This window comes from Coralliovum pocilloporae (assembly GCF_030845175.1).
Lineage (GTDB): Bacteria > Pseudomonadota > Alphaproteobacteria > Rhizobiales > Cohaesibacteraceae > Coralliovum > Coralliovum pocilloporae.
In genome coordinates this window covers 2,954,186-2,973,818 of sequence record NZ_CP132542.1, presented here as the reverse complement: position 1 = coordinate 2,973,818, position 19,633 = coordinate 2,954,186, and the positions used below count along the sequence as shown (strand labels likewise).

Sequence of the window (19,633 nt, the reverse complement as noted above, 5' to 3'; positions counted from 1 at the left end):
AATGCGAAAAACACTGACGCGGCGGCAGTTTGTCGGCGCCGGTGCGAGTGCAGCAGCACTTGCGCTGGCCGGATGCCAGACCACACGTGATGGAGATCCGTCTTTTATCAGCAATTTTGCTGAGGATTACGGCCCACGCCCTGAAGAGAAATTTCCGCTTCCGGCAATCAGCCCCTCTGTTCTGAAACCTCAGTTGAGACGCAGGCGGATCCGGTATGAAACAGATGAACGGCCCGGCTCCCTCGTGGTCGATACCAGCAGCTTCTACCTCTACCTGGTGGAGCGGAACGGAACGGCCATGCGCTATGGGGTCGGCCTTGGTCGCCAGGGCTTTGAGTGGTCAGGAAGGGCCAATGTGGCCTGGAAACGCCCCTGGCCGACCTGGACACCACCGGATGAGATGATTGCCCGTCGTCCCGAGCTTGAGAAGTACAGCATTCGCAATGGTGGCATGCCACCGGGTTTGCGCAATCCGCTTGGCGCCAGAGCACTCTACATCTTCCAGAACGGTGTCGACACGCTCTACCGGCTACACGGGACCAACGAGCCCCATTCCATCGGCAAAGCTGTTTCGAGTGGATGCGTCCGGCTGGTCAATCAGGATGTGATCGACCTCTATAACCGGGTCAAACCGGGTGCGCGCATTCTTGTCACCTGACAGACCCACGGTACAATCTGGTCGCCGCATCGCGCCAGCGGCCAGCATGCCTCAACTGATACCCCCTGTTTCAGCAGGTGACCTATGAAAAAGAACAACAGAACCCGCAAGCCCAAACAGACAAAGAGCCGCAAGGCTCCGTCCGCACCCGCGTCGCCTGATGTTGATGAGGACAAGCGCGCTTTTCTCAGGAAGGTGCGCAATGGTGCCATCGGCCTGACTGTTCTGGCCGGTGGCGGTCTCCTTATCGGGCAGACAATCAGCAGTTCCGCCCATGATCATGACCTGACACGTGTGGGCAACGGCACACCGACCGTGGTCCAGATTCATGATCCCGAATGCGCGCTCTGCCAGGCCCTGCAGAAAGCCACCCGCAACGCTCTTGAAGGGTTTGATGAAGGCAGGATTGACTATGTGATCGCCGATATCCGCACCAGCAAGGGGCTGGACTTCGCCAGCCGCTACCGGGTTCCCCATGTCACCTTGCTGCTGTTTGATGGCAAGGGAGAGCTGAAGCAGGTGCTACAAGGGCAGCGCGGCCAATACGAGCTGGCCAATGCCTTCCGACTTCTTCTAGAAAGCTAGGAGCTAGGATCAAGGCTCATTGCTGATAGCTCAGGTAGAGGTCTCAGCCTCTGCCCGATGCTTTTCCAGTGTTTTCAGCAGGTTGATCATACCGCGATTGCCTGCCATCACATCAGCCAAGGTGCGCTTATCGAGAGACTGGAAAAACGCCTCCTGCGCATCATGCAGCACCGGCAGAAGCCCGCAGGCGGGTGTCATCACACAGCATCCGGTGTAGCCATCCTTCATGCATTCGACCAGCGGCGAGCCCCGTTCTGACTTTCGCATCAGGGCACCGAGTGAGATATCCTTAGGCTCCATGGCAAGACGCAGGCCGCCCGACCGCCCTCTTATGGAGTCTACATAGCCTTCGCTGGTCAGCCACTGGGTGACCTTCGCCAGATGGTTGAAGGACAGATTATGCATCTCTGCCAACTCGCGGGTGGAGCGTAACTCACCGTCGGAAACGGCCAGATGGATCAGCACCCTCAGGGCGAAATCTGAGAACTTGGTAATTTGCATGCTCTCTTTGTTGCACATCTGCTCCGGATTTAAAAGACATATAATACGCATTTAAAAATCGTATTTATCTTGACAGAATCTTTCCCGTCGCTTTAATACGCATTATAAAAGCATATTTAATAAAGCTAGGGAAAACCAATGCAGCCAACCGTTCTTGCGGTAGCGCTGGTCCTGATGGCCGCGCTTGCCCTGATCTTCTGGCGTGCTGTTCGCGCAGCCAACGGATCACCACCCGATATCAACCCGGATCGTCTCAGAACCCGCCTCATCTGGGCCTTGACCATTGCCGGTGTCATCATCTCGGTCGCCTCCCTGCGGGAATGGCCGCATGCCACGGCTTCTGAATCCGAGGCGTTCACGGTGTCGGTCACAGGCGGGCAATGGTGGTGGGAGATTGATCAGGAGCAGGTTCCTCTCGGCCAGCCGATCAATTTCGATGTCACAACGGAAGACGTTACCCACGGCATGGGGATCTATAACAGCGACATGCGTCTGCTGGTCCAGACCCAGGCCATACCCGGCTATACCAGCACCATCACCTACACCTTCACGGAACCGGGCACCTATCAGATTCTGTGCCTTGAATATTGCGGTGTCGCCCATCACGACATGATTAACAGTTTCACGGTCTCTGAAACCACATCATCAGAGGAGAAAAACTGATGCAGACGGAACTTCCCCCGCAGGCCGGTGCGGTGAAATTCACCATGCTGATATCCGGAGCCGTTTTCGCGCTGATGATGGTTCTTGGTGTCGCAATGAGGGCTGCTCAGGCTGGCTGGCTGCCACTTGAAGCTGATCTGTTCTACCAGATCCTGACGGCCCATGGTGCAGGTATGGTTGGAACTGCAGGCCTTTCCGGTGCAGCCATCCTCTGGTATTTCGCCGGACGGCATCTGCCGCTTAATCATGGCATTTTCTGGGGCTTTATCGGCCTGTTTCTGGCGGGCGTCATTGCTATTCTCACGTCAATCTTCATTGGCGGATATGCTGGCGGTTGGACCTTCCTGTTTCCCCTTCCTGCCCAGTCCGGCGGTGTCTGGGAACTCTGGTCCGCTGCCCTTTTCATGATTGGCTACACGCTGATCGGGGTTGGTTTTCTGCTCTACTATCTCGAGCTTGGTCTCAAGATCATCAAGCGCTACGGCTCGCTGGGCAAGGCGCTCGGCTGGTCATTCGTTTTCGCAGGCAAGACCGATGACGTACCACCGCCGACGATCGTTGCTGCTGCTGCGGTGACAATCTTCAACTCGATCGGCATTATTCTCGGGGCTGCCGTACTGGTTGCCAGCCTTGTTCATCTTCTGATCCCCGGCTTTGAGGTGGATGCGCTTCTGGCAAAGAACCTCATCTTCTTCTTTGGCCATGTCTTCATCAACGCTGCCATCTACATGGCCGTGGTTGCTGTCTATGAGATCATCCCCGAATATACGGGGCGCCCGTGGAAGACCACCAAGGTGTTTGTCCTCGCCTGGACCGCAATCCTTTTCTTCGTCATGGCTGTCTACTGGCATCATCTGCTGCAGGATGTGGTCATGCCGCCGTGGATGCTGGTCATCGGTCAGCTTGTCTCCTACTTCAGCGGCATTCCACTTCTGGCAGTCACAGCCTTTTCTCTGTGCATCTATCTGCGCGGGTCCGGCATCAGGTGGGATCTGGCCTCTGCCCTGCTCGTCATTTCAGTCATCGGCTGGTCCATCGGGTCCATCCCGGCCACCATTGACGGTATGATCACCGTCAACAAGGTGATGCATAACACCCAGTGGGTACCGGGGCATTTCCACACCTATCTGCTGCTGGGCGAAGTGGCGATGGCCTTCGGCTTCATGGCCTGGCTGGTCCGTGGTCAGCAGACCGCCACCTTGACCGGCCTCGACAAGGCTGCGTTCATTACCTACGTGGCCGGGGCCATCGGGTTTGTTCTGGTCTTCCTCGTCTCAGGCGCCAGCTCCATTCCCCGCCGCTGGGCTGTGCATTTCCCAGAATGGATGCTGCAGAGCCAGATAGGCACTCTGTTTGCCATCCTGATTGTGCTCGGCACCCTGTGGTTTGTACTGGCCTATACCATCCGTCTTGTAACCCCCCGGAGGGAGATGTGATCCGCTCCCTCCTCTTGCCCGCCGCCCTGGCCCTAACGGGCGGCGGGCTTTTCTGGCAGGCAACAGACGGCCTTCGTGCTGTCACAGCCGAAGGCGCCAGGCGGATTGCCATTGCCGAAGCCCCCCGTTCGGTGCCTGATGTGACTCTTCAGGCGATGGACGGGCATTCCATTCCGCTGAAACCCGAGAACGGCGAGATCGTTCTGGTGGAATTTATCTACACCACCTGCCCGGATATCTGCCAGCTGGCCGCCATAGACTTCTCGACCCTGCGGGACAGGCTGGAGGAGCAGGGTCTGCCGGTTCGGATGCTGTCTGTCAGCTTTGACCCGGAGCGGGATACGCCAGATGCTCTCCGCCACTATGGAGAAGCCCATGGCGCAGATGGCAGGCGCTGGACAGTCGCACGACCCGAGACAAGAGACCTCCAGGCCCTGCTTTCGACTTTCGAGGTGACCGTCATCCCGGATGAATGGGGCGGTTTCCAGCACAATGCCGCTATCCTTCTGATTGACCGCACAGGCCGGTTTGCAGCCCTCTATGACATTGATGCCGTGGCAGAGGTGGCAGAAGCGGTGAAGGAACGGCTTGGATGATCCGTCTTCCCCTCGCCCTCCTCATGCTGATTGCCGCACTCTGGCTCATCCCCCATGCGGAGCGGGATCCTGTCATTCATGTGCTCGTCCAGATTCCTCTTCTGGTCGGCATTGGCGTCGCAGGGGCCTGGGGCTTCCAAAACAGCAGGGACCGTTACAGCCTGTTGATTGTAGCCCTGTTCACCCTGGCTTTCTGGATGCTTCCGAGAAGCATCGATGCGGCGCTTGGCTCCTTGTGGGTCGATGGAGCGAAATTCATCACTCTACCGCTTCTGGCTGGAGTGCCTTTTACCCTGTGCTGGTCATCACTCACCCCCATGTTGCGCGGGTTCCTCAAGGCAAACGCGCTCTCCATGCTGGGAGTTCTCGGCTTTCTCTATATTCACGCGCCGGTGCGCATCTGCAATTCCTACCTGGTCTCCGATCAGGAACGGCTCGGCTATGGCTTTCTCTACCTTGCTGCCGGGTTGATCATTCTCTGGGGGTGGCCCCTGCTGTTTGGTGCATTGCCTGCCGAACGCCTTATCAAACGAGGGTTCTCATGACGCTGAAAGAGACCGTTCTGTTGTTTTCCAATCTTGCGGAAGCCAAAAGTGTTTCCGTGAAAACGAACCCGCTGGCTTTTCTCGTTCTGGCCATGAAAGCCGGAGCCTATGTCGGTGTCGGAATCCTGCTGATTTTTTCAGTTGGTCAAGGGGTTGACGCTTCAATCCGGCCTCTTGTCATGGGGGCCAGCTTCGGGATCGCACTGACGCTCGTGGTCTTTGCCGGAGCGGAGCTGTTTACCGGCCATACCATGTATATGACCATCGGCTGGCTCACCCGACAGGTGCGCCTGCCTGATCTCTTCAGATGCTGGGGCATGAGCTGGGTGGGGAATCTGGCTGGTGCCGGCCTTCTTGCGCTCCTGTTCATCATGGGCGGCGGCGGACTGGTTGTCGGGCATTCAGATCCCGCGCTTCTTCACGCGGTTGCCGCAAAGAAGATGAACGCCCCGGCTCTTGAGCTGATTGCACGAGCTATTCTCTGTAACTGGCTGGTTTGTCTCGCGTTATGGTGTTCATCCCGCAGCAGTAATGACGTCTTCAAATGCATCATTATCTTCTGGTGCCTGTATGCCTTCATCGCCGCAGGCTTTGAGCATAGCGTCGCCAACATGACGGTCTTTTCCGTCGCCCTGCTGTCTGATCATCCCGAGACCATCACCCTGGCAGGCGCGATCCGCAATCTTGCCTATGTCACCCTCGGCAACGCTCTGTCTGGTTCTGTCATCATGGGACTGGGCTATTGGCTCAGCGCGGCGAAACCCGTTGTAGACAAACAGCAAAGCGTATCGGTGCCAGGAGAAACACCGATACGCTCTTGACCGGATGTCACATCAGGACCAGCGGCTGGAGAGCCCGCTGTCCGCTCCGGTTTATTCGTCCCTGAAGGATCGGCTGAAGCCGTCTTTCAGCGGGCGGGCCAGATAGGATGCGACAAGCCGCTCACCTGTCAGGATCATGGTCTCGACCTGCATGCCCGGGACCAGCTCCAGTTTCGCGTCCTGCAGTTCCTGCTTGTTCAGGGAAATGCGGGCATTGTAGTGGGCTGTGCCATCTTCCGCGTTGACAATGCTGTCTGCGGAAATGCTCTCGACCGTGCCGGAGAACTCCGGTGTTGCATTGCGGTTGAACGCCGTGAGACGCACCCGGGCGTCCATACCGGCGGAAACCAGATCAATATCATTCACCGGCACACGAGCCGTCAGAACAAGAGCATCAGCACTGGGCACGATATCCATAATCGCCTGGGCTGGCGGAATAACACCACCGACCGTGTAATATTGCAGGTTCAGAACCCGGCCTGTCTTGGGTGCGATGATCTTCTTGCGGCCCTGACGGTCGATAAAGGTCGCCTCACGCTCGCTGAGTGTATGGATTTCCGACTGCACATTGGCAAGTTCGGTCGCCACCGTCTCAAGGAATCCGGACTTCATCTGCGCCTTCTCGGCCTTGATCTGCAGGATCTGTGCTGCAAGGCTTTCAAACCGTCCGTCATTATTGGCAATCTGGGAATCCGTCCGGGCAATATTGCGGCGGACAGACAGGACTTGCGAGATCGGCACCAGGTTACGCTTGTTGAGCTTGGACAGAACCCCGTTTTCCTCTTCAAGCAATGCCATTTCCTTGCGCAGGGACGCGGTCTGTTTGGTGAGACTGGATCGCTCGGCCTTAAGCGCATCAATCCGCTTGCCAAGAAGGGCCGCCTGGGCCTCCCGTGCTGCGCTGCGCGACAGGAAAAGGCTGTTCTGGGTTTGGATCAGGGCGGCAATCTTGGCTTCATCGGCACGGGCCAAAAGCGATTGCGGGTAAGACACGTCGCTTGCCAGTTCGAGCTCGGCGCTGAGGCGCGCCTTTCGGGCCTTGAAATCGGCCAGTCGATCCCTCAGCACCAGCAATTCGCCGCTGGATTCCGTATCATCAAGGACAATCAGCGTATCGCCTTCCTTGACCAGATCCCCTTCCTTGATCCGGATATCGCGGATGATCCCGCCTTCCAGATGCTGGATGGTCTTGCGGTTGCTTTCCACCATCACCAGTCCGGGGGCGATCACCGCTCCGTCAATGCTTGTGGTGAGAGACCAGGCGAGACTGCCGCCAACCATGGTGCCGGAAATGACCAGCCCGAGGAAGCCCCAGCGCAGGAGGCCTGTTGGTGCTTTTTTCTGTGTCAGCTTTTTCATTGTCCTAACCTCTATTCTGCTGCAACCGCAGCCGTACGGCTCTGGCTCATTCCGGATGCGATACCAGATGCAATCATGGTACCGCGATCTGTTGTTTTGAGGATCTGGTCCTTCGGCCCGAAGGCGCGGACACGACCGTTATCGAGCGCCAGAACCTTGTGGGCCAGTTCCACCGCACTCGGACGGTGAGAAACGATAATCGCGGTCCGTCCCTCCTCCTTCCAGGAGCGAATGGCATCATGCAGAGCCACGTCACCCAGACTGTCGAGATTGGAATTCGGCTCATCCAGAACGATGAGGCAGGGATTGCCGAACATGGCACGGGCAAGACCGATCCGCTGGCGCTGGCCACCGGACAGATGCCGTCCACTTTCGCCGATGCGGGTTTCATAGCCGTTCGGCAGAGACAGGATCAGCCCGTGAGCGCCAGCCTTTTTGGCAGCCTCGACCACCTCGCGGTCGTCGATCTCATCAGCAAAGCGAGCGATGTTCTCACGAACGGTCCCATCGAAAAGCTCCACATCCTGCGGCAGATAGCCGATGGCATCGCCAAGCTGGTTCTTGCTCCACTGGGTCAGATCCGCCCCATCCAGGCGGATGGTTCCCCGCATGGCAGGCCATGCCGCCACCAGTGAACGGGCAAGGGCTGATTTGCCGGAGCCACTCGGGCCGATAATTGCGAGCACGTCACCGGCTGCAAGGCTGAACGAGACATTGTTCAGGATCGGCTTGGTGCTGTTCGGCGCGGCAATATAGGCCTGACGCACGATCAGCGAGCCTTTTGGCTTCGGCAGCGTCATACGCGGCTGCTCAAGCATAAATTCCATCAGATCCAGCTTAAGGGTCCGGTAGGCCGCACGGGCTGTCAGCCACTGTTTCCAGCCGGTAATTGCCTGCTCTGCCGGAGCCAGACCACGCGCCATGATGATAGAGGCCGCAATGATTGCGCCGGGAGACAATTGTCCCTGAATGGCCAGATAGGCACCTGTGCCAAGGATCATTGACTGCAGGATCAGACGCACTGTGCGGGACATCGCGCCAAAATCAGACGACACATCGCTGGCCTTGCTCTGGCGATACTGAGCCCGGCTTTCCAGTTTGGTCCAGCGCTTGAAAAGACGCGCGGTCATGCCTTGAGCGGAGACCACTTCTGCATTGCGCATTGTATCACCCAGCAGCTTGCCGCTCTCATGAGACCATTCGGCAGCCTCACGCAGGCGACCGCGGGTGAAGAATTCATTGGCGATGCCACACAGAAGCAGGACGACAAAGCCCGCCAGGGAGATAAGACCGAGGACCGGATGCAGTAGATAGACCACACCGATATAGATGAGCGCCCACGGAGCATCGAACAGAACCGGCAGGGTCGAGCCGCCAAGAAATTCGCGGAGAGTCTTCAGCTGACGCAGGGTCTGAGCCGATGACGCGCCTTTCTGAACCGATTTCTCCACATGAGCATGAAAAACCACCTCTTCCATTGACTGGCTCAACCGGTTGCCGACACGGATCAGCATACGGGAACGGATCATGGTGAGAATGCCCTGTGCCAGAAGGAGGCCACCAATCAGAACGCTGATGCCCACAAGTGTCGGAACACTCTGGCTGGCAAGAACCCGGTCATACACCAGCATCATATAGAGCGGTCCGGCCAGCATCAGCAGATTGATAAGGAAGCTGAATGCGGCAATGCCGTAGAGGCCGCTCTTGCACCGCTGAAACGCGAGCTGGAGATAACGATAACCTTTGTTTTTCTGTGTCATGGGAACGACCCCCTGTCTGAAATAAGGAGAACGGAGGCCGGATAACCGGCCTCCGCCTGATCACGTCATCAAACGAGGACGTTGTCTTGGTTGAGGTCTGCGAGAGAGACGCCGAGCAATGTGACCTGATCGCCTTCACCAAGGTCGATCACCACATTGTTGCCGTCTTGCATTGCAGCCTCCTGAACGTCTTCGAAGGTCTCGAACATCAGTTCTTCGTCCGTCAGATCCAGAATGTCTTCCATACCGGCAAAGTCGGTGACAACATCACTGTCCGTGCCACGCTCGAAGACGAACGTGTCGGCACCGCGACCACCTTCCAGACGGTCATTGTCTTCACCGCCGTTCAGCTCGTCATTACCGATACCGGCGCAGAGCAGATCTTCACCGGAGCCACCATTGAGGATGTCATTGCCACGGCCACCTTCGAGGATGTCGTTACCGGCACCACCTTCGATGTCGTCGTCACCACGACCACCACTGATGTTGTCGTTGTTATTGCCACCATCAAGGTCGTCATCACCACGGCTTCCGGTAATGGTGTCATCACCATCGCCACCGTCAATGTCATCATCGCCATTGCTGCCAGCAAGGATGTCGTTGCCGCCATTGCCGTTAATGACATCGTCGCCGTTGCCGCCGTCGATGTTGTCGGCTTCTTCGCCACCTTCGATGTCGTCATCATCGTTGCCACCGACAACGTCTACACCGCCCTGCTCTTCAGCAAAGACGAAGTTGTCAGAGACGAGCTCGTTGACATTGACGTTTTCCAGACGGACCTGATCGCCTTCAGCAAGCGTGATGACTGTGTCATCACCATCCTGAACCGCAGCGGCCTGGACAGTCTGGAGATTGGTGAGGTTGGCGAAATCGGACACATCGAGGAAGTCACCGGATTCTGCACCGACCGTGAAGTCGACAACCGTATCCGATCCCGTACCACGACGAACGATGAAGGTGTCACGACCTCCGCCGCCTTCCAGCGTATCATCGCCTGCACCGCCATCGAGAATGTCGTCGGAGCCTGCAACCCGGTCGATCACAATGCGCAGGAGCTGCTCATTGCCGCCATTACGGGTGAAGTCGCCTTCGACCGGGTCAACGATGGTTCCGGCAGCCGTTGTTCCACCGAGAATGTTCTGCGGTGCACCGTTCGGGTTGCCTTCTGAGCCATTGAAGCCCGGATGCGCGCCGACTACGCCGTTTTCTACGGTTCCCTGGTCACGAGCGGTCTGGTTGAGGAAGGCAGCGCCTTCTTCATTGTTGACTTCTGTACCCGCATCCAGAACATCACGACCGAAGCGTTCGATGATGACCGGACCAATGAAATTGCCGTTTTCATCAAAGATCGGATCAGCAAGCGCATCATCCGGCACCGCCAGGAAGGCGTCGTTGGACGGGATGATCATGGTTGCCCAGGTGAAGAAGCCCTGACCGACCTGTGCCTGATTGACGTTGATGGTGAAGCTTGCCGTCTCACCCGGATCAATCGGGCCGGGAGCTCCATCCGGGCCGATGATTGTCGCATCAACACCGCGGCCATCGACCTGAGCGTTGAATTCAGCGGCGATCCCTTCAATTGATCCGTCTTCTGCCAGACGCTCAAGACCAGTGCTTGCAGCTTCGCCAGCGTTGAACAGATCGAAGTTCTGACCGTCATGGAAGCCGAACCAGACCGGGGTCAGGAAGGTTCCACCTTCACCAAGGGTGTTTGTGACCGTTACAGTGATCGCTTCGCCATCGCCAACGGAATCGCCGCGCAGAATATCTGCACCACCACCGCCAAGCAGCGTATCGGCACCAGCACCACCTGCAAGCAGGTTGTTGCCACCATCACCTTCAATACGGTCATCATTGGCAGAACCTGTGACGTTCTCGATATTCCGGATCGTATCCTCGACCTGGTTACCATTTACCTCATACTGGCCATTACCGCGCTCGAGGCTGACATCAACAGATACACCGATATCGGAGAAATCAGCCGTATCAATATCCGCTCCGCCATCAAGGCTGTCATTGCCACCGCCGCCACGCAGGACGTCGTTGCCGATACCACCTTCAAGGATGTCATTACCGCCACGGCCTGCCAACAGATCGTTTCCGTCATTGCCCGTCAGGGTGTTGGCACCGCCATCGCCAAACAGCTGATCGTTGTTTGAAGATCCATCCAGATTTTCGAAATTCTGGAAGTTCTCGAACACGGTCGTGTTTTCGTTCGGCTGATAGGAGGCACTGCCGGACCCGAGATCAGCAATAACCGGAGCACCAATACCCTGGAAACTGTTGGTATCACTACCTGCACCGCCGTCCAGAACATCGACGCCGCCACCGCCAGCAATAAAGTCATTGCCGTCTCCGCCGGAGATCTCGTTGGCTGCAGCACCGCTTGCAATGATCGTGTCATTGTTGTTGGAGCCGGTGATGTTCTCGATACCGGTAAAGCTCTCGTTGATCTCATTGCCATTCGGCGCGATGTACTGGGCTGTACCAGAACCATCGGCTCCGAGTGCAACGGTTACACCAGTGCCATCGGGGTCTTCCGCATTGGCATTGATGTCAGAGAAGTCGTTGGTGTCAATACCAAGGCCACCGTTGATGATATCGGTACCACCACCACCACGTAGGATGTCGTTACCGGCACCACCATTCAGGGTATCATTGCCGCCAAGGCCAATCAGAACGTTGTTCGCTTCGCCTTCGGCTGTGATCTCATCGTTGTTCACGGAACCGGTAATGTTCTCGATACCGGTGAACTCTTCGTTGATTTCATTGCCATTCGGCGCGATGTACTGGGCAGTGCCTGTACCATCCGCATTGACTGTGACCGTAACACCGGTGCCATCCGGGCTTTCCGCATTGGCGTTGATGTCAGAGAAATCGTTGGTGTCGATACCGAGACCACCGCGGATCACATCGGTGCCACCGCCACCACGCAGGATGTCGTTCCCTTCACCACCTTCGAGCGTATCGTTGCCACCGAGGCCGATCAGCGTGTCATTGTCATCAAGACCTTCAAGACGGTTGGCAAGCGCATCACCCGTGATGCTGTCTGGATCATTGGAACCAATGACGTTCTCAATACCGATCAACTGATCTGTTTCGGTTACCTCAGCAAACACATTGCCATCACCGGTATCAGCGGCTTCGGACTGGGCTACACCGTTGATGTCACCACCTGCATCCTGAACAACGTCTGTGATTACAGGGCCATTCTGACCTGCAGGAGCGTTGTGGATGTGGATAGCACTGACACCTGCCACTGGCAGAAGGTCAGATGTCGCAAGACCTGTCACAGCCAGTACGGAGCTGTAGGACACAGAGCCGCTTGGAGAAACGGTGATCGTCACACGACCTGTACCTGTTGCTTCAGAATCGCTGGTTGGTCCAGGCTCCTGAGCGGCATCAAGCTCGGCTTCCAGAACGATGGTACGCGTGCCGTCTTCAGCTGTTTCATCAGTCTGAGTGATCAGCTGGCCACGAATTTCACCACCATTAAAGTCATTGGTGTGAATGTTGTAGTAGAGCCGATCATTGACCGCTTCTTCAACCAGATCAGCCGGAGACTGATCTGTTGTCAGCGAAGCGAGTGGCTGGTCTGTCACCGTGATAGAGAAGCCGGTTTCCCGGGTCGCGGTACCAGAACCAAGATCGACCGTCACCGGTACGTCGATATCATCGAACCGTACGGTGTCGATGCCCGGACCACCATTGATGACATCGTTACCGAGACCACCGGTAATCGTGTCATTTCCTGATGTACCGGTGAAGCTGTCATCACCTGCACCCAGATCAACTTCACCATTAATGGTGCCGTTGGTGGAATCGACGGTATCAGCACCTGAACCGAGGATGACGTCACCTTCCAGGGTACCGGAGTTGGTGAGGCTGTTCGTTCCGGTGGATTCTGACGCATCAATTGACGCCTCACCCCCGGTGATCGTTCCTGAATTCAGGACACTGAAATCACGACCGGAGATGGAGACGCCAACGTCTTCGCCGGTGATTGTTCCGGAATTTACCAGATCGGCTTCGTTACTTTCAATGGAAACGCCGTTAGGATCCCCCGTGATCGAACCGGAGTTTGTCAAATTGACTTCATCGCCGGCGACAACAACGCCGTCACCATCCGCAGTGACTGTGCCACTGTTCAGAAGATTGACCTGGTTTCCCTCCACCCGGATACCGACCTCGGCCGATTGAACGTCATTAGACTGGATATTATTTGCCCCGTCCTCATCGAGAACGATTGGGCCCTGATCAATGCTATCCATGATTTTGACCTATACTTGAGTTCGAGCAACCACAACGGATGCTCATCGCTGTACAGGACGGACAATAATGAGGTACCTAAGGAGTATTAAACTGACAAAAATATGAGAAATATGACTGATGGGCCGGGGCGTGATCGCCAATTTGGATCACATTTCGTTCCCTGAATACCAAATAAAGAAATGTGGCGAATAATTTTCAAAAACATAAAAAATGCTGAAAAATCAATATGATTTTGTGACAGAATCATGCCCGATTCTGTCAAATCCGCCTCATTTCGCATCGAATTTCTATCATCAACTAAAGGTGATCGATCACAATTAGGCCGTTTTTGATGATTTTGGGCAGCATCAAGACCACAGGCCTGATACCTTTCACAATGCGTTCACAGACGGTTGACAGATTTTATGTTGAATAAAAACATCATCTGGATTGTTATCAGTATCCGCAAACGAAGAATGCGCTCTGTGATTAGAATATAAAATAAAAAAATGATCCAAACTGATATTCTGCAAATATAACAATTCTTTTGCGCCATCAAACCCTAGGGTTCAGACTCCTAAATTCCGTCCGTTCTGCGGAGGATGTTTTTCTGTCGGGCGCGGCGGAAGTCTGCAGGAAGCCTGGACGGCTTTCAAAGATTTCCAACAAAGCCAGACTGGGAAACAGCCCCGCCCTTCGGGTCCACGGGAAAGACACAGCCTGAACCCTAAATCAAAACACATTCGTTCAACACAACATTCAGAACCAGTGAACAATCACCGGTGCGGCCTTGCTATGAGCAATGAGTCTTGACCCTAATCTGCATAGTGGACGGTCACCTCTGCCCCATCCCGAAGGATCAGGCGAACGGGCGCGTCGGCAATTGCATCAAGGTCACTCATTGCCAAAGCCAGGGCGTGTTTCTTCTCCTCGCCTGTAATCAGAACATGGATTTTTCGTGCGCCCAGAAGTGCAGGAGCGGTCAGGGTCAATCGCGGCTCTGGTGCACCTGGCGCGCGCATGGGCAGAATAATGGGCGCTGTCATGGATAAAGCCTCTTCAAGGAGATCTGCTCCGGGAAAGAGAGATGCCGTATGCATATCCACTCCCATGCCGAGAACACAGACATCTATTGGCAGGGCCGCGTCCAGGCCCGCTCTGATATGATCGAGGACATCCTCAGGCTGATCTGCAATCTGATAGAAAGGCACAAGAGAGGCTGCTGCAGCCTTGTCCCGCAGCAAGGCCTCTTTCAGCAGACGGGTATTGGATCGGTCCGAGCTTTCCGGTACAAAGCGTTCGTCGGTCAGCAGGACTATGACCTTGCTCCAGTCAAGCGGCGCCTTGCGCAGGATTTCGAAAAATGGAGCTGGCGTGGTGCCCCCTGGCACTGCGAGTGTAGCACGCCCTGCCGCATCCAGAGCGACCTGAAGCTCTTCTGCAACCTTCTCAGCCAGTGCGGACATGAGCGAGGCCCGGCCGGGATATTGAACCTCAACCGTCATGCCTCTATCTCCCGCCAACGGCGATGATCCCTGTGCATCAGCATCAGGGCCTGTTCCGGGCCGGATGACCCGCTGTCATAGGGGTCGGGTTTGTCCGCACGGTTTTCCCATTGGGCGATCATCTGGTCTGTCCAGCGCCAGGCAGCTTCCACCTCATCACCGCGCATGAACAATGTCTGATCTCCACGCACCACATCCATCAGCAGACGCTCGTAAGCGTCCGGCATCGCCACATCCGTCTTGTCAGTGAGGTCCATGAAGGTCATGTCGAGCGGCACATCCAGAAGACGGATACCGCCTGGTCCCGGTTCCTTGATCATCACATGAAGCTTGATGCCCTCATCCGGCTGCAACCGGATAATCAGGGAGTTTCCGCTCAATCCCTTGCCGAGTGGTTTGAAGATATTGTGTGGAGGTTCCTTGAACTGGATCGAGATTTCCGACATGCGCGCCCGCAGGCGTTTGCCTGTGCGAATGTAGAAAGGGGTTCCGGCCCAGCGCCAGGTTTCCACATGAGCCTTGAAGGCAACGAAACTCTCCGTGGTACTGGTCGCGTCTCCCACCTCATCCAGATAGGACAACGTGTCGTCCGTGCCGCGATATTGGCCACGGGTCACATCTTCCGGGCCAACCGGTGACAGGGCGTTGATAACCTTGAGTTTCTCACCCCGAATATCATCCGGCGAGAATGCGGATGGCGGCTCCATGGCAATCAGGCACATCAGCTGCAGCAGATGGTTCTGCACCATATCCCGCATGGCGCCTGACCTGTCATAATAGGCACCTCGCCCCTCAACACCGATCTTTTCGGCGGCTGTAATCTGGATATGATCGATATATTGCGAGTTCCACAGCGGCTCAAACAGGGCGTTGGCAAAACGCAGAGCCATCAGGTTCTGAACGGTTTCCTTACCAAGATAGTGGTCAATCCGATAAATCTGCGTCTCATCAAAACAATCAGCCAGTTGGGCATTGAGAGCTCGGGCGCTTTCAAGGTCATGACCAAACGGCTTTTCCATCACAATCCGGCTGTCTTCATCAGAAATGCCATAGGCCACGAGCTGCTGACAAATGGGCGCGAACAGGGATGGGCCAACCGAAAGATAGAATACCCGAACCGTTTCCGCCCGCATGCTGTCGAGCAATGCCTTCCAGCCCAGGTCTCCCGTCGCATCGATCTGGACGTAGGAAATCCGCTCAAGAAACGCTGTCATATGCGGATCATCGGCATCAGACAGCCCTGCAAATTCCAGCAAGGCCTCCTTCACAATCTGCCGGAAACGCTCGTTTGAATGCTCACTCTTGGCAGCCGCAATAATGCGCCCGCTTTCAAGCCATTGTCCGGCCTTGAACCGCTGAAACAGAGCAGGCAGGATCTTGCGGCGCGACAGATCGCCGGTCCCACCGAAGATAACCAGATCGCATTCCTCAACCGGGATGACTTGCGCGACCATAGGACGCCTCCTTCGTCTTGATGTTATCGCAGCGCGGCCGCCTGACGGGCCAGTGCCTCAATCTCCGACCAGCCCCCCTGACGAACCAGCGCGGCAGGCGCAACCCATGACCCGCCAGCACAAACCACGTTGGGCAGGGACAGATAGTCTGCGGCATTGTCCGGTGTCAGACCACCAGTCGGGCAAAACCGCATATCCGGCAAAGGACCATTCAGGGATTTGAGCATCGGGATGCCGCCTGCTGCTTCTGCGGGGAAAAACTTGGCATAGCGGTAACCGCGTTCCATAAGCCGCATGACTTCCGATGCTGTGGCTGCACCGGCCAGAAGCGGCAGCTCGAGCATCTCGCAGGCATCCAGAAGCGCTTCAGTCGCCCCGGGAGACACGCAGAACCGCGCGCCTGCTTTCTTCACCTCTTCGGCCTGGGATGAGGTCAGAACGGTTCCCGCTCCAACCACACCACCGTTCACCCTGGCCATGGCCCGGATCACATCCAGCGCCGCATCGGTTCTGAGTGTCACTTCCAGAACCGGCAGTCCACCGGCAATCAATGCCTTTGCCAAAGGAACCGCATCAGAGGCGCGCTCAACGGACAGGACCGGTATAATCGGCGCTCTGGAACAGAAATCATCCAGCGCAACCATGGACTTGATGACGGATGAGTACACTCTAATCTCCAAACAGAATGGTTGCGCCGAACTCCGCTGTCCCGACATTCTGTCTGAAGAGCGTAAACAATTCCCGGCCCGTGCCTGTGTGATGTTCACTCAGATCAGGCGCTTCAACCGGCCGATCAAGAACCGCTTCATCGAGAATATCAAGCCGACCGTTCCGGGCATCAACGCGGACCTTGTCCCCGTCTTGAAGTCGTGCGATGGGGCCACCATCAAGAGCCTCCGGACTTACATGGATAGCGGCTGGCACCTTGCCGGATGCCCCGGACATTCTGCCATCGGTGACAAGGGCCACACGGTGCCCCCGATCCTGCAGGACGGCCAGAATGGGCGTCAGATTGTGCAGCTCCGGCATGCCATTGGCTTTTGGCCCCTGATACCGGACGACGACCACCACATCCTGATCAAGCTCTTTAGCCTGAAAAGCTGCTCGGACCGCTTCCTGAGTGCGAAACACTTTTACAGGGGCTTCAATCACATGCCGGTCCTCTGCAACGGCTGAGATCTTCATTACGGCAGCGCCGAGAGAGCCATCCAGTCGCTTGAGCCCACCGGTCTCCTGAAACGGCTGGTCATAGCCACGCACGATATTCTCGTTAAGCGAGGTTCCGACCCCGGCTACCCAGTGCAGGGTTTTGTCCCCCTGCAGCCTCGGCTCACGGGTATAGAGTTCAAGCCCCTGCCCCGCCACAGTCTCCGTATCCGGATGCAGCAGGCCCGCGTGCAGCAATTCGCCGATGAGAAAGCCAAGACCACCAGCGGCATGGAACTGGTTCACATCAGCCAGCCCGTTGGGATACACCCGCGCCAGAAGCGGTGTGACGGCAGAGATCTCCTCAAAATCCTCCCAGTCCAGCACGACACCAGCCGCGCGTGCCATGGCCAGCAGGTGAATGAGCAGATTGGTGGACCCGCCTGTTGCATTCAAGCCGACGATGCCATTGACGAAAGCCCGCTCATCGAGGATATGGCAGACCGGGCGGTAATCATCGCCCAGGGCAGAAATTTCCACGGCCCGCCTGGCACCGGCCAGAGTCAGCGCCTCGCGCATACCTGAGCCCGGGTTTTCAAAACTCGCCGCAGGCAGATGCAAACCCATAAATTCCATCAGCATCTGATTGGTGTTGGCCGTACCATAGAACGTGCAGGTGCCCGGTCCGTGATAGGATGCCATCTCGGACTTCAGCAGTTCGTCGCGCCCGATAAGGCCTTTCGCGAAGTCCTGCCTGACCCTGGCCTTCTCATCATTGGTCTGGCCGGATGTCATGGGACCGGCGGGCAGAAAGACCGCTGGCAGATGGCCAAAGGTGGCCGCCGCGATAACGAGACCGGGGACGATCTTGTCACACACACCCAGATAAACCGTTGAATCAAAGACATTGTGAGACAGCGCAACCCCGCTGGCCATGGCAATGAGATCCCGGGAAAACAGCGACAGGTCCATTCCAGTCTGCCCCTGTGTGACCCCATCACACATGGCGGGCACACCGCCTGCAACCTGCGCTGTTGCCCCCATCTCCCGGGCAGCCTGGCGAATGAGAGCAGGATAGGCCTCATAAGGCTGGTGGGCGGACAGCATGTCATTGTAAGCCGTCACAATCCCAAGATTGGGCACGCGCCCACCGGCAAGCAGATCCTTGTCCTCATCCGGTGATGCGGCATAGGCATGAGCCTGATTACCACAGGTCAGATGGGCTCGGTTTGGCCCGTCTGCCCGTGCTTTTTCCATCCGTGTCAGATAAGGCTCGCGGGTCGCTCTGCTGCGTTCGCGCACACGATCCGTCACCCGTTTCACCACGTCCTGTACTGATCGTTCCATTGTTCCCGCCTCATTGATGACTCATGGCGTTCAGCACACCATTCAGTCCGAATTTCGCATCTCGATACAAGTAGATTGGCAGAGTCTTCCTGAACACCGTATGACGCCCACCCTGATTAAAGGCATCAAGAAAGGTTGGCCTGTCGAAAATCCAGGCATTGCCCGCCAGAACACCGCCACAGAGAAACACACCCCCACGCGCATTGACCACAAGTGCCAGATCCCCGGCTACTGCGCCTAGAAACGTACAGAGCAGCTCAACCGCCTCAGACGCTAACGGATCTGATTGCAGCCGTGCGGCTTCAAAAACAGCTGCAGCATCCCAGACTTCCTCTTCGCGCCCGTGAAGCTGACACAACGCCCTCATCAGAACCGGTATGCCTGTGCCGCTGATGATGGCTTCCGCTTCCAGTGCCAGATGCCCTTCCTGCCCCTGGGCCATCCGTGTTTCCGGCCAAAGATTCCCGAGCGTTTCAAACAGCGGAATATCTTGCGCATGGCGCGGTGCTATCCGCACATGACCGCCCTCACCCGGCACCACAACGGGGCAGTCGCCGCGCCATACCAGAGACCCGACACCAAGACCGGTTCCCGGCCCGACAATCAGCCTCGGCGTTCGGCCTTCAGGCTCAGGGGCGTCTCCCTGCAGGACCAGAAGGTCCGCCTGACCGGGAGAGACCAGCGACCAGGCTGCGGCTTCAAAATCATTCATGATGCGGGCAGTCTCAGCCCCGGTTGCCTGCAGAAGATCTCTCTCGGAAAACCCCTGCCCGCCATTGGTTAGCTGCACGTATCCGCCCCTGACAACACCGGCGGCTGCAACCCAGACCCGACGCGGTGATGTTGCCATGTGCCGACAGAGCGCTGACAGACCCTCCGTGACAGCCAGAGCCCCGGACGTCTCATGGGTGATACGATGGGCAATTTCTCCATCAATGACAGCAGCGAGGCGCATATTGGTACCGCCGATATCGGCGATCAGATCCCAAACCATCCCGGTCTCCCT

16 protein-coding genes are annotated in these 19,633 nt (G+C 56.7%); 7 read left to right on the top strand and 9 right to left on the bottom strand.

The features are described from left to right. The first annotated feature begins 1 nt into the window (after position 1). A complete protein-coding gene (locus RA157_RS13550) occupies positions 2-658 on the top strand; it encodes a L,D-transpeptidase (protein WP_434058443.1) in 657 nt (218 codons plus the stop codon). 84 nt (positions 659-742) lie between these two features. Beyond that, the gene (locus tag RA157_RS13545) at positions 743-1,243 is read left to right on the top strand and encodes a thioredoxin domain-containing protein (RefSeq protein ID WP_350333664.1); all 501 of its coding nucleotides are present in this window, start codon (positions 743-745) and stop codon (positions 1,241-1,243) included. Between the two features lie 30 nt (positions 1,244-1,273). Here the strand turns inward: RA157_RS13545 and RA157_RS13540 are convergent, their stop codons facing one another. Then, positions 1,274-1,744: an RrF2 family transcriptional regulator gene (locus tag RA157_RS13540; protein ID WP_350333663.1), complete on the bottom strand. Its 471-nt coding sequence runs from the start codon at positions 1,742-1,744 to the stop codon at positions 1,274-1,276. Positions 1,745-1,882: 138 nt separating this feature from the next. On the opposite strand from RA157_RS13540, the gene RA157_RS13535 reads away from it, so the two are divergent. The 5 genes from RA157_RS13535 to RA157_RS13515 are packed head-to-tail and all read left to right on the top strand — an operon-like array spanning position 1,883 to position 5,805. After that, the gene (locus tag RA157_RS13535; RefSeq protein ID WP_350333662.1) at positions 1,883-2,407 is read left to right on the top strand and encodes a cupredoxin domain-containing protein; all 525 of its coding nucleotides are present in this window, start codon (positions 1,883-1,885) and stop codon (positions 2,405-2,407) included. Continuing rightward, positions 2,407-3,843, top strand: a complete 1,437-nt coding sequence (locus tag RA157_RS13530; protein ID WP_350333661.1) for a cbb3-type cytochrome c oxidase subunit I — start codon at positions 2,407-2,409, stop codon at positions 3,841-3,843. Before RA157_RS13535 ends, RA157_RS13530 begins: the two co-directional genes overlap by 1 nt. Continuing rightward, on the top strand, positions 3,840-4,439 hold the full coding sequence (locus RA157_RS13525; protein ID WP_350333660.1) for an SCO family protein: 600 nt from the start codon (positions 3,840-3,842) through the stop codon (positions 4,437-4,439). The genes RA157_RS13530 and RA157_RS13525 overlap by 4 nt, the downstream gene beginning before the upstream one ends. Continuing rightward, on the top strand, positions 4,436-4,984 hold the full coding sequence (locus tag RA157_RS13520) for a hypothetical protein (protein WP_350333659.1): 549 nt from the start codon (positions 4,436-4,438) through the stop codon (positions 4,982-4,984). Before RA157_RS13525 ends, RA157_RS13520 begins: the two co-directional genes overlap by 4 nt. Beyond that, complete coding sequence (locus RA157_RS13515) at positions 4,981-5,805, top strand: formate/nitrite transporter family protein (RefSeq protein WP_350333658.1); 825 nt, start codon at positions 4,981-4,983, stop codon at positions 5,803-5,805. The genes RA157_RS13520 and RA157_RS13515 overlap by 4 nt, the downstream gene beginning before the upstream one ends. 51 nt (positions 5,806-5,856) lie before the next feature. Here the strand turns inward: RA157_RS13515 and RA157_RS13510 are convergent, their stop codons facing one another. The 8 genes from RA157_RS13510 to RA157_RS13475 form a co-directional block, all read right to left on the bottom strand. After that, positions 5,857-7,164: an HlyD family type I secretion periplasmic adaptor subunit gene (locus tag RA157_RS13510; protein ID WP_350333657.1), complete on the bottom strand. Its 1,308-nt coding sequence runs from the start codon at positions 7,162-7,164 to the stop codon at positions 5,857-5,859. Between the two features lie 11 nt (positions 7,165-7,175). Then, positions 7,176-8,924, bottom strand: coding sequence for a type I secretion system permease/ATPase (locus tag RA157_RS13505; protein WP_350333656.1), 1,749 nt, complete (start codon positions 8,922-8,924; stop codon positions 7,176-7,178). A gap of 68 nt (positions 8,925-8,992) precedes the next feature. Next, positions 8,993-13,195, bottom strand: a complete 4,203-nt coding sequence (locus RA157_RS13500) for a spondin domain-containing protein (protein WP_350333655.1) — start codon at positions 13,193-13,195, stop codon at positions 8,993-8,995. Between the two features lie 795 nt (positions 13,196-13,990). Then, positions 13,991-14,680, bottom strand: coding sequence for a 6-phosphogluconolactonase (gene pgl / locus RA157_RS13495; RefSeq protein ID WP_350333654.1), 690 nt, complete (start codon positions 14,678-14,680; stop codon positions 13,991-13,993). Further along, the gene (zwf, locus tag RA157_RS13490) at positions 14,677-16,134 is read right to left on the bottom strand and encodes a glucose-6-phosphate dehydrogenase (protein WP_350333653.1); all 1,458 of its coding nucleotides are present in this window, start codon (positions 16,132-16,134) and stop codon (positions 14,677-14,679) included. Before zwf ends, pgl begins: the two co-directional genes overlap by 4 nt. A gap of 23 nt (positions 16,135-16,157) precedes the next feature. Continuing rightward, positions 16,158-16,802: a bifunctional 4-hydroxy-2-oxoglutarate aldolase/2-dehydro-3-deoxy-phosphogluconate aldolase gene (gene eda, locus RA157_RS13485; protein ID WP_350333652.1), complete on the bottom strand. Its 645-nt coding sequence runs from the start codon at positions 16,800-16,802 to the stop codon at positions 16,158-16,160. A gap of 1 nt (position 16,803) precedes the next feature. After that, positions 16,804-18,627, bottom strand: coding sequence for a phosphogluconate dehydratase (gene edd, locus RA157_RS13480; protein WP_350333651.1), 1,824 nt, complete (start codon positions 18,625-18,627; stop codon positions 16,804-16,806). 10 nt (positions 18,628-18,637) lie between these two features. Continuing rightward, positions 18,638-19,621 (bottom strand): glucokinase, encoded by a 984-nt coding sequence (locus RA157_RS13475; protein WP_350333650.1) that lies wholly within the window; start codon positions 19,619-19,621, stop codon positions 18,638-18,640. Positions 19,622-19,633 lie beyond the last annotated feature (12 nt).

Bases quoted from the DNA above. Each gene is read 5' to 3' on its own strand.
- RA157_RS13550 (WP_434058443.1), top strand. From the start codon at position 2: ATGCGAAAAACACTGACGCGGCGGCAGTTTGTCGGCGCCGGTGCGAGT.
- RA157_RS13545 (WP_350333664.1), top strand. From the start codon at position 743: ATGAAAAAGAACAACAGAACCCGCAAGCCCAAACAGACAAAGAGCCGC.
- RA157_RS13540 (WP_350333663.1), bottom strand. From the start codon at position 1,744: ATGCAAATTACCAAGTTCTCAGATTTCGCCCTGAGGGTGCTGATCCAT.
- RA157_RS13535 (WP_350333662.1), top strand. From the start codon at position 1,883: ATGCAGCCAACCGTTCTTGCGGTAGCGCTGGTCCTGATGGCCGCGCTT.
- RA157_RS13530 (WP_350333661.1), top strand. From the start codon at position 2,407: ATGCAGACGGAACTTCCCCCGCAGGCCGGTGCGGTGAAATTCACCATG.
- RA157_RS13520 (WP_350333659.1), top strand. From the start codon at position 4,436: ATGATCCGTCTTCCCCTCGCCCTCCTCATGCTGATTGCCGCACTCTGG.
- RA157_RS13515 (WP_350333658.1), top strand. From the start codon at position 4,981: ATGACGCTGAAAGAGACCGTTCTGTTGTTTTCCAATCTTGCGGAAGCC.
- RA157_RS13510 (WP_350333657.1), bottom strand. From the start codon at position 7,164: ATGAAAAAGCTGACACAGAAAAAAGCACCAACAGGCCTCCTGCGCTGG.
- RA157_RS13505 (WP_350333656.1), bottom strand. From the start codon at position 8,924: ATGACACAGAAAAACAAAGGTTATCGTTATCTCCAGCTCGCGTTTCAG.
- RA157_RS13500 (WP_350333655.1), bottom strand. From the start codon at position 13,195: ATGGATAGCATTGATCAGGGCCCAATCGTTCTCGATGAGGACGGGGCA.
- pgl (WP_350333654.1), bottom strand. From the start codon at position 14,680: ATGACGGTTGAGGTTCAATATCCCGGCCGGGCCTCGCTCATGTCCGCA.
- zwf (WP_350333653.1), bottom strand. From the start codon at position 16,134: ATGGTCGCGCAAGTCATCCCGGTTGAGGAATGCGATCTGGTTATCTTC.
- edd (WP_350333651.1), bottom strand. From the start codon at position 18,627: ATGGAACGATCAGTACAGGACGTGGTGAAACGGGTGACGGATCGTGTG.
- RA157_RS13475 (WP_350333650.1), bottom strand. From the start codon at position 19,621: ATGGTTTGGGATCTGATCGCCGATATCGGCGGTACCAATATGCGCCTC.